This window comes from Mycoplasmopsis opalescens ATCC 27921 (assembly GCF_000712185.1).
Lineage (GTDB): Bacteria > Bacillota_I > Bacilli_A > Mycoplasmatales > Metamycoplasmataceae > Mycoplasmopsis > Mycoplasmopsis opalescens.
On the sequence record NZ_KL544019.1, the window covers coordinates 36597 to 50810 of the forward strand.

19 protein-coding genes are annotated in these 14214 nt (G+C 29.4%); 8 read left to right on the plus strand and 11 right to left on the minus strand.

What is annotated here, in order from left to right; all coding sequences use genetic code 4:
• Window positions 1-5: 5 nt before the first annotated feature.
• The 11 genes from rpsK to T385_RS0101950 all read right to left on the minus strand — a co-directional run bounded on the left by rpsK (window position 6) and on the right by T385_RS0101950 (window position 7104).
• On the minus strand, window positions 6-392 hold the full coding sequence (gene rpsK, locus T385_RS0101900; protein WP_029906041.1) for a 30S ribosomal protein S11: 387 nt from the start codon (window positions 390-392) through the stop codon (window positions 6-8).
• Window positions 393-462: 70 nt separating this feature from the next.
• The gene (gene rpsM / locus T385_RS0101905; protein ID WP_029906043.1) at window positions 463-834 is read right to left on the minus strand and encodes a 30S ribosomal protein S13; all 372 of its coding nucleotides are present in this window, start codon (window positions 832-834) and stop codon (window positions 463-465) included.
• A 5-nt stretch (window positions 835-839) separates the two neighbouring features.
• Window positions 840-953 carry a 50S ribosomal protein L36 gene (gene rpmJ, locus T385_RS0101910; RefSeq protein ID WP_029906045.1) on the minus strand — a complete coding sequence of 38 codons (114 nt, stop codon included), beginning with the start codon at window positions 951-953 and terminating at the stop codon, window positions 840-842.
• Between the two features lie 14 nt (window positions 954-967).
• Complete coding sequence (gene infA / locus T385_RS0101915) at window positions 968-1183, minus strand: translation initiation factor IF-1 (protein WP_029906047.1); 216 nt, start codon at window positions 1181-1183, stop codon at window positions 968-970.
• Window positions 1184-1191: 8 nt separating this feature from the next.
• Window positions 1192-1941: a type I methionyl aminopeptidase gene (gene map, locus T385_RS0101920; RefSeq protein WP_029906049.1), complete on the minus strand. Its 750-nt coding sequence runs from the start codon at window positions 1939-1941 to the stop codon at window positions 1192-1194.
• Window positions 1942-2139: 198 nt separating this feature from the next.
• Entirely contained in the window at window positions 2140-2490 is a 351-nt protein-coding gene (gene rplT, locus T385_RS0101925) for a 50S ribosomal protein L20 (protein ID WP_029906051.1), read from the minus strand.
• 31 nt (window positions 2491-2521) lie between these two features.
• Window positions 2522-2710, minus strand: coding sequence for a 50S ribosomal protein L35 (gene rpmI / locus T385_RS0101930; protein ID WP_029906053.1), 189 nt, complete (start codon window positions 2708-2710; stop codon window positions 2522-2524).
• Between the two features lie 67 nt (window positions 2711-2777).
• Window positions 2778-3368, minus strand: a complete 591-nt coding sequence (gene infC, locus T385_RS0101935; RefSeq protein WP_029906055.1) for a translation initiation factor IF-3 — start codon at window positions 3366-3368, stop codon at window positions 2778-2780.
• A gap of 327 nt (window positions 3369-3695) precedes the next feature.
• Window positions 3696-4286: a hypothetical protein gene (locus T385_RS0101940; protein WP_029906057.1), complete on the minus strand. Its 591-nt coding sequence runs from the start codon at window positions 4284-4286 to the stop codon at window positions 3696-3698.
• A gap of 2 nt (window positions 4287-4288) precedes the next feature.
• Window positions 4289-5200 (minus strand): nucleotidyltransferase, encoded by a 912-nt coding sequence (locus tag T385_RS0101945; protein WP_029906060.1) that lies wholly within the window; start codon window positions 5198-5200, stop codon window positions 4289-4291.
• Window positions 5201-5277: 77 nt separating this feature from the next.
• A complete protein-coding gene (locus T385_RS0101950; protein WP_029906062.1) occupies window positions 5278-7104 on the minus strand; it encodes a M3 family oligoendopeptidase in 1827 nt (608 codons plus the stop codon).
• Window positions 7105-7462: 358 nt separating this feature from the next.
• Between T385_RS0101950 and T385_RS0101955 the strand changes: the two genes are divergently transcribed.
• The 8 genes from T385_RS0101955 (at window position 7463) to T385_RS0101990 (ending at window position 14213) form a co-directional block, all read left to right on the plus strand.
• Window positions 7463-8842: an ABC transporter ATP-binding protein gene (locus T385_RS0101955; protein ID WP_029906064.1), complete on the plus strand. Its 1380-nt coding sequence runs from the start codon at window positions 7463-7465 to the stop codon at window positions 8840-8842.
• Window positions 8826-9659: an ABC transporter permease gene (locus T385_RS0101960; RefSeq protein WP_029906066.1), complete on the plus strand. Its 834-nt coding sequence runs from the start codon at window positions 8826-8828 to the stop codon at window positions 9657-9659. The genes T385_RS0101955 and T385_RS0101960 overlap by 17 nt, the downstream gene beginning before the upstream one ends.
• Entirely contained in the window at window positions 9652-10503 is an 852-nt protein-coding gene (locus T385_RS0101965) for an ABC transporter permease (protein WP_029906068.1), read from the plus strand. Before T385_RS0101960 ends, T385_RS0101965 begins: the two co-directional genes overlap by 8 nt.
• Window positions 10487-12064 carry a type 2 periplasmic-binding domain-containing protein gene (locus T385_RS0101970; protein ID WP_029906070.1) on the plus strand — a complete coding sequence of 526 codons (1578 nt, stop codon included), beginning with the start codon at window positions 10487-10489 and terminating at the stop codon, window positions 12062-12064. Before T385_RS0101965 ends, T385_RS0101970 begins: the two co-directional genes overlap by 17 nt.
• A 144-nt stretch (window positions 12065-12208) precedes the next feature.
• A complete protein-coding gene (locus T385_RS0101975) occupies window positions 12209-12532 on the plus strand; it encodes a helix-turn-helix domain-containing protein (protein WP_029906072.1) in 324 nt (107 codons plus the stop codon).
• 2 nt (window positions 12533-12534) lie between these two features.
• Entirely contained in the window at window positions 12535-13086 is a 552-nt protein-coding gene (locus tag T385_RS0101980) for an ImmA/IrrE family metallo-endopeptidase (protein WP_029906074.1), read from the plus strand.
• A 55-nt stretch (window positions 13087-13141) separates the two neighbouring features.
• Entirely contained in the window at window positions 13142-13822 is a 681-nt protein-coding gene (locus T385_RS03565; RefSeq protein ID WP_051677960.1) for a DUF4417 domain-containing protein, read from the plus strand.
• Entirely contained in the window at window positions 13812-14213 is a 402-nt protein-coding gene (locus T385_RS0101990; RefSeq protein WP_029906078.1) for a hypothetical protein, read from the plus strand. Before T385_RS03565 ends, T385_RS0101990 begins: the two co-directional genes overlap by 11 nt.
• Window position 14214: the final 1 nt, after the last annotated feature.

Consider the following 14214-nt stretch of genomic DNA (forward strand, 5'->3'; position numbering starts at 1 on the left):
CTTTATTATTTTCTTGCTTTTTCACGTTTAAGAATTCTTTTTGGAGGTCTTGTTCCGTTGTGTGGAACTGGAGTAACATCTTTAATTTCAGTAATTGTAATACCTGAAACTTCGATTTGTTTACGAGCAGCATCTTTGCCAGCTCCTAAACCTTTAATTTCCACTCTAACAGATTTCATACCTCTTTCTTTAGCTGCTTCAGTAGCTGCTTGTGCAGCTAAACCTGCTGCATAAGGTGTTTTCTTCTTTGTGCCTTTGTAACCAATTGCTCCAGCTGAGCTTCAAGCAACTACATTACCTTGTTCGTCTGTAAATGAAATAATTGTGTTTTGATTTGTTGAATGAATGTGTGCAATTCCTGTAACAACAACTTTCTTTTTAGCTTTAGCCATATGATAATTTCCTTCCTAAATTTTCTAATAATACTGTACTATAGTACTTTTAATAAAAAATGATTATGAATTATCTAGTTGATTTCTTGCCAGCTACAGTCTTACGAGGACCCTTACGTGTACGAGCATTCTTTTGAGTAACTTGACCACGAACAGGTAAACCTTTACGGTGGCGAATTCCACGGTAGCATTTAATTTCCATTAATCTCTTAATGTTTAATTGAACCTCACGGTGTAATTCACCTTCTGTAGTATATTCTTTAGCTGCGTCACGAATTGCTGATAATTGCTCTTCACTTAAATCTTTAACACGAATATTTTCATCTATTTTTGCTGTTGCACAAATTTCTTTAGCTGTTGCTAAACCAATTCCGTAAATGTATGTTAATGAGATAACAACACGTTTGTTGTTAGGTATTTCAATATTTAAAATTCTAGCCATCTTAATTATCCTTGTCTTTGTTTATGTTTTGGAATTGAACAGATAATTCTGATAATTCCTTTACGTTTAATAACACGACAGTCTTTGCACATTTTTTTAACACTTGCTCTAACTTTCATAATTTCTCCTTGTGTTATTTATGACGATAAGTAATGCGTCCTAATGATAAGTTGTAAGGACTAATTTCCACGTCAACAACATCGCCAGGTAAAATCCTAATTTTATTAACACGAATTTTTCCTGAGATATGAGCTTTAATAACAGCTCCATTTTCTAATTCAACTTCATATTCATCCATCGAAAAAGACTGTGTCACAGTGGCTTTTAACTTAATTGCGTCTTTAGCCATTGAATATTTTATATTCCTTTCGTTAAATTTACACCTTTGCCGTTTTCAATCAAAATAGTATGTTCATAGTGTGAAGTTTTTTTGCCACTTTTTGCAACAACTGTTCAACCATCACTAAGAACCTTAACTTTAGGTGAATTTTGCACAATCATTGGTTCAATACAAATTGCCATACCATCACGTAATAATTCGCCTGTTCCTTTTTTGCCATCATTGAAAACATACGGGTCTTCGTGTAATTCATAACCAATTCCGTGCCCCGAATATTCACTAGGTGTATAAAAGCCGTATTTTTTAATCACGGCACCAACAGCTGCCGATATATCACCAACTCTAGCTCCTGGTTTAATAGCTTTTAATCCAGCTTCAAAAGACTCTTTTGCAGCTCTTATTAAAAGATCATTTTCAGGAGTAGATTTGCCAACGCTAATCGTAAATGCGCTGTCACTATTCATTCCGTCATAAATGCATCCTATATCAATTTTTAGCAAATCGCCATCCTTAAGAATGTAATTTCCCGGAATTCCATGAATCAGCTCTTCGTTTACGCTAGCACATAAAGTATTTTTAAAGCCATAAAGACCTAAAAACCCTGGTTTAGCGTTACGTTTAATTATTTCATCAAAAGCGGCTGAATCTATTTCTTTTAATGAAATTCCTGGTCTTATGTAGTCATAAAGCACTTGCTTTACCTCCGCCAAGATTTTGCATGATTTTTTCAAGGCTATAATTTCTTTTTCATTTTTGATTTTGATCATATACGCCTCCAACCATGATGCCTGCAAAGCAAGCATGAACGTATTATATATTAAATATAAATAAAAACTACTAAATATATATAATTATGTATATATTAAAATGATAAAAAATATTGTAGATAATATTTACTAAAAGCACTGTGCTACAGTATTTTGGCAGCAAAATAAAAAAATAAAAGCAGCTCTTGCTGCATTTTATTATTTAGTTTCTTTAACAATTTGGATTAAGTTTGCGAATACTTTTGGTTCATTAATTGCTAATTCTGAAAGCATCTTACGGTTGATTGTAATGTTTGCTTTTTTAAGACCATTAATGAATCTTGAGTAGCTAAGACCTTCTGGTCTAACAGCTGCATTAATACGTGCGATTCATAATTTACGGAAGTCTCTTTTAACTTGTTTACGATCACGGAATGCATATGTTCATGACTTAACAACTGCTTGTTTTGCAACTTTATATCCAATTGACTTATGTCCAAAATAACCTTTAGCTAATTTTAATCATTTTTTACGTCTTGCTCTTGTAACGGTTCCGCCTTTAACTCTCATGTTTTCTCCTTAAAATTTATTTAGTATTTAATTAAAATAAGCCTTTAAATCTCTTAAGATCTGAAGCATGCATAGTTGTGGTTTTACGGCTTTGACGTTTTTGTTTAGTGGTTTTATTTTGGGCTAAGTGTGAACGGTAAGCTTGCTCACGCATAACTTTTCCGCTTCCTGTTACCTTAATGCGTTTTGTTAAGGCACTCTTGGTTTTCATTTTTGGCATATTTTCTCCTTATAGTCAAGAAGCTAATTTTACTAAAATCACTGTAATACAGCTTTTTTAGAGACAATTACTCTTCATCGTCATTGTCATCATCAGCTTCAACTTGTTCTGTCGAACGAGGTTTATCTGTCAAGTTATTAAGTTTTTTAAACTTTTGAACCTTAATTTTATTAGGCTGAATATATAAATCCAAGAAACGTTCATTTACCAAAGTCGCCTCTTTCGCGATGTCAGCTAAATCTTCAACATGTGCATAAAATTTGTTTAAAACTTGATGCCCTAGTTCTGGACGAGCGACTTCACGACCGCGGAATTTTAAGCTAACTTTAATTCTATCGCCATCAAGCAAGAATTCTCTAGCTTTGCGTGCTTTAACCAAAATATCATTATCGCCAATCATTGCAGTTAAACGAATTTGACGGTTTTGGATAGTAGTTTGTTTTTCTTTGGCTATTTTTTGTTTCTTCTTGCGTTCATATTTAAATTTTCCGTAATTTAAAATTCTAGCAATTGGCTTTGGCTCGGTAGCAATTAAAACTAAGTCATTGCCTTCATCCTTAGCCATTTGCACAGCTTGAGTTGTAGGTAAAACTCCGATTTTATCGCCATTTGAACCAATTACAAAAACCTTAGGAAAAGGAATATCGTAATTAACCATATGTTCAGCCGTCGGTTTACGGTTTCTATTTAATGTTTGTATGATAACTCCTTAAGATAAATAATAAAGAAAAGTGGATTTCCACTTCTGACTACTATTAAAAATATGTTTTAATTGTAGCTAGAAACCCAAGGCTATTGGCCATCAGGTGAGAAATAAATCTACTTTCTGCAATTAAAAATTGCTTTTATATTTTAACACTAAAATAAAAAAATACATATATTAATATGTAATTTATAAAAATATTTTGATTTATTTTTTTTATTTTATTCTTTACCTAAAAACGCTGCACTACAGTTATTTAAGTAAAAGCAAAAACAAAATATTTTAACCATAGATACCAAAATCATCCAAAATAAATGGATAAGCTGAAATAATATCTTTGTCTTTATTGGTTGAAACTAATGTTATATGTTTATGTCTTTCTATGCTATAAAATAATGTTTCCGATTTCCATATATTTTTAGAATTAATAAAACTTTTATTTAATTTCTTAGATTTTATTTTAATGTGCATCTTATAGGTTTTATCAGCAAAATTTTCATCACTTAATGATTCTAAAGAAATTAAATATTTATCATTGAGTTTTTTATCTTTGAATACAGGTTTTAACAAATTGCGAACAAATAAATAGTCGGCAGTAAAAGATGATTTTTGACTGTTTTTGGGAGCATTTTTTTCAGTTATTACACTACCGTTTTTATCTTTAATTGCTCCTTGTTTAATTAACTTCAACATGTCTTGATATTCATTATCCAAAATCGATTGATTTTCATCAATTTCAAAAATAAAATCTTTACCATATTCTAATTTTTCAGTGAAATTTTTAACTGCAACTTGATCCTCGCAAGATGCAGAACACAATAAAGCTGTTGAAGTCATAATTGACGAACTGAATAAAATTAAGCTTTTTTTCATTATTAACCTTCTACTAATTCACCTGCTCTAAAGACGATTCAGGCGAATATACGTTTAATTCTGCTTGTTGTATACCTTTTAGATGTACAAGCTTCAATAAACGAATCATAATTATTATTTAAATAACTTTGCTTAATAAGCAAATTTTCAATTCCTTCACTAATTAAAGGAATTGAAAATAGTTTTTCCTTTTGTATATTCTGTATTATTTTACAAAAATATTTATATTTTTTCTCAATAAAGTATGTTCTTTTTAGAGTTATTGGGCTAAATTTTTCAATTGATTTTTTATCTTTAATTAATTTTCTTAAATAAGTTGCTGAAGCGTATTTTCCTTTTACATTATTATCATGAAAGTTTACATTTCTTTTTATTGAATAAACCCTAATTGGTAAATCATTGTTAACAATATGTTTAATATATTCAAAACCTAAAATATCATTTGGCAATGTATAGTTTTTGCCCGTCAATTCCATTAATGTATTAGCAAATGCAGCCGGATAACTCATTCCTTTATTTTTTATATGCTTTTTAAAAACTGAATTAAATAAATTTTCATTATTTTTTAAAAAAAGTGCTAACTCTTTTTTTTGTTTAATATTATTATCTTCACTACCAAAAATTAGTTTATCAATTTTATGCTTATAAAGGCTGTCTACAGCATTTTTAGCAAAAATGTGCGCAGCTTGAACACTTTGCTCAAAACTTAATTTTATAACTTTATCAGCGCCATAGGCTAAAGCATATTTTTTTCTTTGAGCAAAAGAGATCACATTATATTCTCCCCGTTGAGAAAATTTACCAGTTAAAAGAACAATTATTTTATCGTTTGGAAAACGTTTTTTAACATATTTCAATAACCTTATATGCCCATTATGAAAAGGATTAAATTCAGCAATAATTCCAACAGCCATCTATCCTCCTTGCTTTAACTTATTTTAAAACAAAGAATATTTTTTAATAAAAAAAGCTATTAATATAGCTCTTTATATTAATTAATTTTAAAAAGTTTTTTTCCTATTTCAATATATTTATCGATTAATCCATTAATGTAATTAAAACCAATTTCATAGAATTTATCGCTTGATAAATCAACACCAATACTTTCTAAAATCTTAATTGGAAAGTCTCTGCATCCGCTACTTAAAAAGTTTTCAATGTAATATTGTAAGTATTCTTTACCTTTATCTAAATAATTTTGGTAGAAGTAGTTTGCGACCAATTGCCCTATAGCATACTTATAAACGTAAAACCCATAGTAATAATGAGGCACATAAATGCAACCAAATTGATCATCTTTATTATATTTTGGATACTTAATTGAATATTTTTTAAGCGCTTCAAAGTAAATTTTAGCTAATGAATCGTATGAAGGCGAAGCTTCACCCTTAGCAATTGCATTATATAAATCATATTCATAGTTAGCTCATTTAACTTGACGTGAAACTGTCCCAAAAAAGCCATCAATCATTGATTGTAAAATTTTGAACTTAAATTTATCATCATTAGATGTTTTTAATAAGTAATCAAAAAGCATTTGTTCATTAAAGATAGAAGCAATTTCTGCTAAGAAAATTGGATATTTTGATAGCTCAATCGGATTATTTTTGTCACTATAATAAGAATGCATAGAATGCCCAAGTTCATGTGCTAAGGTTTCAACTGATGAAAGCTGGTCATTTCAGTTCATTAAAATATATTTTTTATCTAGCCCATAACTTTCACCGATTGAGTAGGCACCTGAACGTTTGTTATCAATAGTCATATAATCTACTCAATTTGTGTCGAAAGCTTCTTTAATTTTTCTGTAGTATTCATCACCATAAGGTTTAAATGCTTCAAGAATAATTTTTTGTGCGTCTTCAACACTAAAGGTATTTTTAATTTTGACTAATTCACGTGCACCATCGTATTTTTTGTCAAATTTTTCTTTATATTTTGCTTCATAAAATTTCTTATGTCACTTGCTATATTTGGCTGTTGCGTGTTTTAGAGAAGCTACTTTTTCAAATAGTTTTTGTAAAATTTTATCGTCGACACGATCACTAAAAGTTAACATTTCAACGGCGGAATTATATTTTCTGATTTTTGCTTCCTGCACAATTGTTTGAAAATGTTGGAAAAGTAAACTAGCTAAAGATGCCTTATGGTTCAAGTATGCCTTTTTCTTGTTTTTTATTGTGCCATGACGAACATTTTTATCATCACTCTTTGAATATTTTTCCAAAACAGCAGGTGAAAGGTTGATTTTTTTGCCTTTTTTGTCAGTCACAAAACCATAATCTAATTCACTATCGGTAATAAGCGAGAAAACTTCATGAAAATCTGCATCAGCAATCGATGTTTTAACTAAATATTCTTCGATTTCATCACTTAATTTATGCTTAATACTTAATTCAAGCATCTCAATACCGTTACGATAATTTTTCATTCTTTCATCATTTTTTCAAACTCTTAGTTTATCGATATTTTTAACTAATCTTACATGCTCAGAGCCTAATTCATCAGATAGTTTTTGGTTTAAAAATGAAAAATCATAGCTAAGCTTATTGTATTTTTCACTAGTTAATTCACGGTTTAAATTGTTAGAAATATAGTTGGAAATTTTATTTGTAATAATTTCTATTTCACTGTTTAACTTCAAGTCGGCTAAATAAGCATCAAGAGTCTCATATTTACTATCTTTATTTGCAATTGCTACACGCATTTTCGCTTCATAAAGAGCTATTCAATCTTCAATTTTTTTACCTTCTAAAATGCTTTCTAAGTCAAATTGATATTTAGTTGGTACTTCTTTCAGGTTTTTATATTGTTTCATTTTACTCCTTTTGTACCTAAAATGACTGTAATACAGCGCTTTTAGGTAAATTTATTTTTAATAAATATGTTTCAATTTATTATAATTATTATTATAATTCTAAAATGCTTATGACTGTATTAAAAAATGAACATTATAAGAGTAAATTTATTCTCTTAAATTACAATGATGACAAGAATCCCTTGTTAGATTTTTTTGTTATTGAATATAGTCAAAATATCTACGATTTAGCCTCCCTGATGACTAAATAAACGGGACTAAAAAGTCCATTTCGTTTATTTAGTATTCTTGTTTTATAAAATTAAAATTTAAGATTTTATCTTAACAATAATAATTTATATTTTGAAATGGAGACGATATGAATGTAAACACAAATCGTAGAACTAATGTAATCGAACTTCGGGATGTAGTCAAGGAATTCGATGGCAAAGTTGTCTTGAATAACATTAATTTAAAAATAAAAAAAGGTGAATTCGTTACTCTTTTAGGTGCTAGTGGATCAGGTAAAACAACAATTTTACGTATGATTGCAGGTTTTGAAAGAGTTACTCGTGGCGAATTGCATTTTAATGGTCGCGATATTAAGGATTTGCCACCATACAAGCGTGATTTGAGCACTATCTTCCAAGATTATGCACTCTTTCCGTTTTTAAATGTTGAAAGAAATATTCGTTATGGCCTAAATTTAGTTCGTGTACCAAAAGAAAATATTAATCCTTTACACATCGAGAAATTAGAGCAATTGCAAAAAAAATGAGAAATTGAAGCTATGAATCAAATGCGTAAGCTTGACTCTATTCAAGAACAATTTGAAAAAGAAATGAAAAGCTTAAAGCCAAATACACGCCAATATAAAAAACGTCAAAAATGATTGGATAAAAGTGACTTCAACTATTCTTGATGAGAAAATTATGTTGATTTTAAAACTAAAGCATATGAAAGAAGATGTTTAACTCGCAAAATGACTTCAAAAGAAATGGACGCTGAAGTTGATAAAATCGTCAAATTGGTTGGCCTTGAAGGCAGCGAAAACAAACAAATTAGTGAGCTTTCAGGAGGAATGAAGCAACGTGTTGCTTTAGCTAGAAGCTTAATCTTAAAACCGTCTATTCTCTTGCTTGATGAACCTTTAAGCGCCTTGGACGCTAAAATTAGACAAAAAATGCAGGTTTTATTGCGTTCGCTACAACAGCAGCTTGGATTAACTTTTATCTTTGTAACTCATGACCAAGATGAAGCTTTAGAATTATCTGATCGAATTGCAATTATGCGTGATGGTAGAATTGAACAATTCGATACACCAAAAAATATTTATGACTACCCAGTTAATAAGTGAGTAGCTAATTTTATTGGAGCAAGTAATATTTATAGTGGTACATTTTTAGAAGATGGCGAAATTAGAGTGCTTTCTCACACTTTTAAAACAATCCATGAAGAGGAAGAATTTAAAATTAATCAAGAAGTTGATGTGTTAATTCGCCCTGAAGATATCGATATTATTTTAAGCAGCGACAGCCGTAAAAAAGGTACATTAAAAGGTAAAATCATTAATATCACATACCGTGGAAGCTACTACTATATTAAAGTTGAATTAAAAGATGGTAATACAATTTTAGTTGAAACAGCTAAAAAATTCGAACTTAATGACCGCGTTTCTCTTTCATGAACTATTGACTCAATTCACATAATGCATAAAGATACTAAATGGGATTATTCAGCTGATGAATCTCAAAAATAAATTAAGTGTCATGAAATTCAATAAACGCTTATCATTATTAATGCCATTCTTTTTAATTGCATTAATTTTCATAGTATTACCAATTTTATTAATTATTATTCGTGCTTTTACGCCTATAGACGGCTTTGATTCGTTCAAATTAGTTAAAAGCATAAAAAACTGAAAATTTATTGGACGCAGTATTTTTATTGGGATAATTGCCGCCTTATTGTGTTTAGTTATTGCTTTACCTTACAGTTATTTTATAGCGCGAAATAAAAGCAAAATTTTACCAATTTATGCCTTAAGTTTGATGCTTAGTCCGATGGCAATTTTTACAATCGCTAAAATTTATGCTATTAGAGGATTTTTCCTTTCTATTGTTCCTGCTGATAATTTAGAAAATATTTGATTCATGATTTTGGCATTAACTTACCTTAATTTACCATTTATGATAATGCCTCTTTACTCAATTTTAAAAGATATGCCCAATAACATTATTGAAGCTTCGGAGGATTTAGGATATAACAAGTTCCAAACAATCGTTAAAGTTGTTATGCCTTACGCTTATAAGGCTATAATCAGCGGTTTTTCATTAATTTTCCTTTCTTCAGCCACTACTTTCGTTATTAGCGATAAATTATTGAGCCGACCAAAACAATTGCAAACTATCGGATCGGTAATTAATGCTTATGCTAACCCAACAAATGAATATGACTTTGCTCAAGTTTCAACTTTGGTTTTAGTTGTGATTGGTGTATTTATAGCTTGCTATGCAATTATTAATTTCACACCAAAAATTATCAAAAGATTAATAAGAGGAGGTAAAAATGTCTAAAGCTTTAAATTTTCTTAAAAGTTTTTACGTGCATATTATTCTTCTATTAGTTTATATTCCTTTGTTTTTTGCAGTGATATTTTCATTTAATAAAACCAGCGATAAAGATTTCTTATCATTTAGCTGAAACGGAGTTAGCGATAAGGCTTGAAAAACATTTTTAAATGAAGGTAGAGCTGGTGCATTACTTAATTCAATCATTATTGCATTAATAACAGCTATAATTGTATCGGCAATTTCACTTGTTACTGTTTATGCTCTTTATCGCCAAAAGAACCGTGCAGCAGACAAATTAGTTAAAACTGTAACCCAAGTTTCTTTAATTAACCCTGATAATATTATCGCGATTGGTTTGGTATTAGTTTTCGCTTTATTTGTTGGTGGTTTATCTAATATTACAGGTTCAGGTTTATATCGCGGAATTATTGCACATACAGTTATGGCCTTACCTTATGGCATAACCTTAATGTATCCACGAAGCGAAAAATTCAATAATTACCTTTTTGAAGCAAGTATGGATTTGGGTTATAACAAAATAAGATCATGATTTAAAACATATTTTGTTCATATGCTTCCGTCAATAATCTTCGCAGCTTTAGTTGCAATGTTCCTATCATTTGATGATTTTATTATCATTAGAACAACAACAAATGTATCAACTCTAGGTACAAAACTTTATTCAGAAAACTTTAAATCTTGAGGTCTTGTTATTGGTGCAATTTTACTATTCATAACTTTAACTTTAAATGTAAGCTACATCAGTTATAAAATAATTAAACTAAGAAAAAAGAATAAATTACTAAAAGCACAGTACAACGGGGGTTTTAGTGAAAAAAAGCAATAAAAAATTTGTAGCATCTTTATCTTCTTTAGCTTTAGTATTATCTGCATCTACTGTTATTTCATGTTCGAGTAAAAAAACATTTTTTAATTATAAATCTTACTTTCACCCAGATTATATCGATGAACTTAGCCACCAATACGATTACAAGGCTTTTGATTCAATTAATGAATTCACCCAAGACATTAAGCTCAATAAAGCCAGTGCCGGAATCGGCAGTGATATGCAAGCCACACAGTTGATTAAACAAAACTTGCTACAGAAAATCGATTATTTAGACATTTTCTGACCAGAAAACGAGGAAAAACCAAGCTGGGCAAAGGATAAAAAATTAAATGAGTATATCAATAGTCCAGAATATAGAAAATATCAAGAATCACTTTTTACAGCTCAGGTTAATGAACACTTAAAATCATACGATAATTGGCTAGCTACTAATGTTTTAGAAACAAAAGATAAAAAAGAGGTTCACTTAGTAGACTATTTTGTTCCTTATTTTAGCCAAGATATGGTCGTTGCATATAATCCTAAAAAAATTAAGAGCAAACTCAATTTAGATTCATTATCTGATGATTTATATCAATACGATAAGTTAATTATTGATGAAATTTTGCAACAACAAAAAAATACCAAAACTAGCCAAACACAGATAAATAAGTTAGATTTGATTAGTATTTTAAAAGGTTTAAGAAATAAAGGTTATGAACGCTGAGCTCTAACAAATTCAGTTCGAGATAGTATGGTTTATGGTTCAACATTTATTGAAACATCAGTTAATCCGCTTACTGGCGAAAAAGAATATACATCTGAACACCTTTCAGGTGAAGCTAGCACTGAAAATAATAAAGACTTATATAAAGTATGATTAAACGCTTATAGTAACTTAATTAAAACTGGAATCGGTCATAGTTTTAACTCTAAAAATATTTATCTTAGCGGTGATGGCTTAGAAATAGTTAATAAATTAGTTGATCCTAATGAAGCACCACAAGCCGCCATTTTATATAATGGTGATGCTATTGATGCATATTTTGCCAATGACAATGATTCAAGGGCTCTTGATAGAAATATCCGCTTTCTTCGTCCTAGCGGTAACTTATTACTTGTCGATGGTTTAATTATTTCTGCCCACGAAGATCAACAAACCTATCAAAATATTATACGAGATGCTCGTAAATACATTTATGGCGGCCTTCAAAAAAATGAACAAGAGCATAGCTGATTAAACATAGATAGTGAAATTGTTGAAAAATATGCTTACTACCATAATTATGACAATGTTGGTTATACTTCAGCTTATCAATGTGCTTTTGATTATATAAAGGAAAATTATTTTAATTTTGATGATGAAGAGTCAAAAGAAATTGACGATAAAACTAAAGCATATGAACAATACTATGCGCAAAATTTATATGCAATCGGAAGCGAAAGTACAATAATTGATCCATTATCAAAAAATAACTCATTATATGAATATAAAGTTCATCATGTAAAAATGTCTCCTATTGAGCAAATTGTTGAAACAAATGTTAACACTTATTGGAATGAATTAATTTCTAGTTAAAAAAAATAAGGTTTGTAAAGAATCATATCTAAGTGATTCTTTTTTTGATCTCTTATTTTATTTTATGAAATTTTTTTACTTTTTTGGTTAAAAAAAATTACAAAAGCGGTATAATGATATTAGTGAGATAAGAAAGGGGTTAATGTGTCTAGTCTAACTGAGTTTGGTAAATTTTTTAGATTATTAAGAATTAACAATAATGAAGTTCTGATTGATGCACAAGAGTTTTTAGGTGTTTCAGTAGCTTTTATTTCCAATGTAGAGAATGGTATCAAAGAAATACCAGATGATTGAGCTGATAAAATAGTTGGCCACTATAATTTGGATGAAAAACAAAAGGAAAAGTTAATTCAATCTATTGAAAATTCTAAAAAATCAATCAAAATTGATTTAAGCAAATATGATCAAAATCAAAAAGGTAAACTTTTTAAATTACTAAGATCTTTCAATAAAAAGGATAAGGAGTAGATATGGATTTTAAAACAAAACCAATTACAAGGGCTGAAATTAGAAGGATTGCTAAAGTTTTTAAATCATGATTAAATTTAAACGGAGTAACACCATTCCCTATTTTACTCACATTGGAAAAATTATGCACACTAATTGATAATTTTAACTATTCAATTATCGAAGATAAAGAGTGGGATAAACAATATGAAGAATCGCCTTCGATGGTTTGTTATAGTGAAAATGAATTTAATATTAAGATCAAGGAATCTGTTTATATCAAGGCGAGCAAATATAAAGATGGAGCAAGTAGGATGCATATTGCTCACGAAATATCACATTTCATATTGTTAAAAAATGGTTTTGTCCCAGTGGATGATGTTGTATGAGAAAACAACTCGCTACCAAACTATGAAAGTGCAGAGTGACAAGCTAAAGCGCTGGCTTGTGAAATACTAGTAGATATTGATAGTATTGGCATTATGAGTACTGAAGAATTGATGAAAAAAAATCAGATATCACGGTCTGCTGCGGAATATATTACAAAAAATCTTATTAACCATAGTCAACAATAATTTATTGGAGGTATCAATAATTACAAAAAAGGAAAAAGAAAAATATGATATTTTTTTGACAATTAGACCAGTTTATCCTTGGGTTAGAAAATCAAAAAAAGATATGCCTGTAATAAAATCATTAGAGTTAAGCTATGATGAATTGAAAAACTCAAAATTCACCAACTTCTCTAACTTATCCAGCATCAAAAATAAATCACAGACTATAATAACAATGTTTACCATCGACTCTTATTTAGAAAGGTTATGAAGAGATCCTCTAAAATATCTTGAAAAATTAAAAGGATTTAAAGCTGTAGCCACACCTGATTTTAGTATTTATAAACAAATGACGCAACCAACTGTTGCTCACAACACTTATAAAAATAGGTGAATTGGTTCTTTTTTAATGAATAACGGCATAAATATAATTCCAACAGTTTCTTGGGGCGGACCCGAAACTTTTGATATATGTTTCGATGCTATAGCGAAAGGTTCTACGGTTATAATTTCAACATTTGGTGTTAAAAATAATCTAGACGCCTTTAAAAGTGGTTATCTTGAAATGGTCAAAAGAATACAACCTAAATCCATTATTGTTGTTGGTCGATTGTATGATTTTATGAATGAACAAATAATAAATTTAGTCATGAAAGATACATTCAATCCTAAATCAAAAAATAAACACATAAGCCTATTGAATTATGATAATCAATATAATCAAATAATTGGAGAATCAAAACATAATGGGAGGTAGAGGATCGTTTAAAAATGTTGATTGTGGGGATTTCTCGTTTGTTAAAGAAGGCAAACTCTACAACACATTGGAAATAATTTATGGATTGAAAATAATTAAAAAAATAAGAAGTGGGCCACTTGCTGCACCAATATATTCTCACCATAAGTTTGATAAATATGTTGTGATTGAAGCCAATAAAATTAAGCACATCATTTTTTTTGATGAAACTCATAAACAGCATAAAATAATTGATTTTGGCCATAAACATGGTTTAAATAAAATATCACCTCATGTCCACTTTAATTTAATACATAAAAAAGATGAAATGGCAATTGAACCAAATAAAAAAGATAAAAGGCTGATTTCTAGAATAACTAGAAAACTTAAAGAAAAAGGTAATATAAACTAAT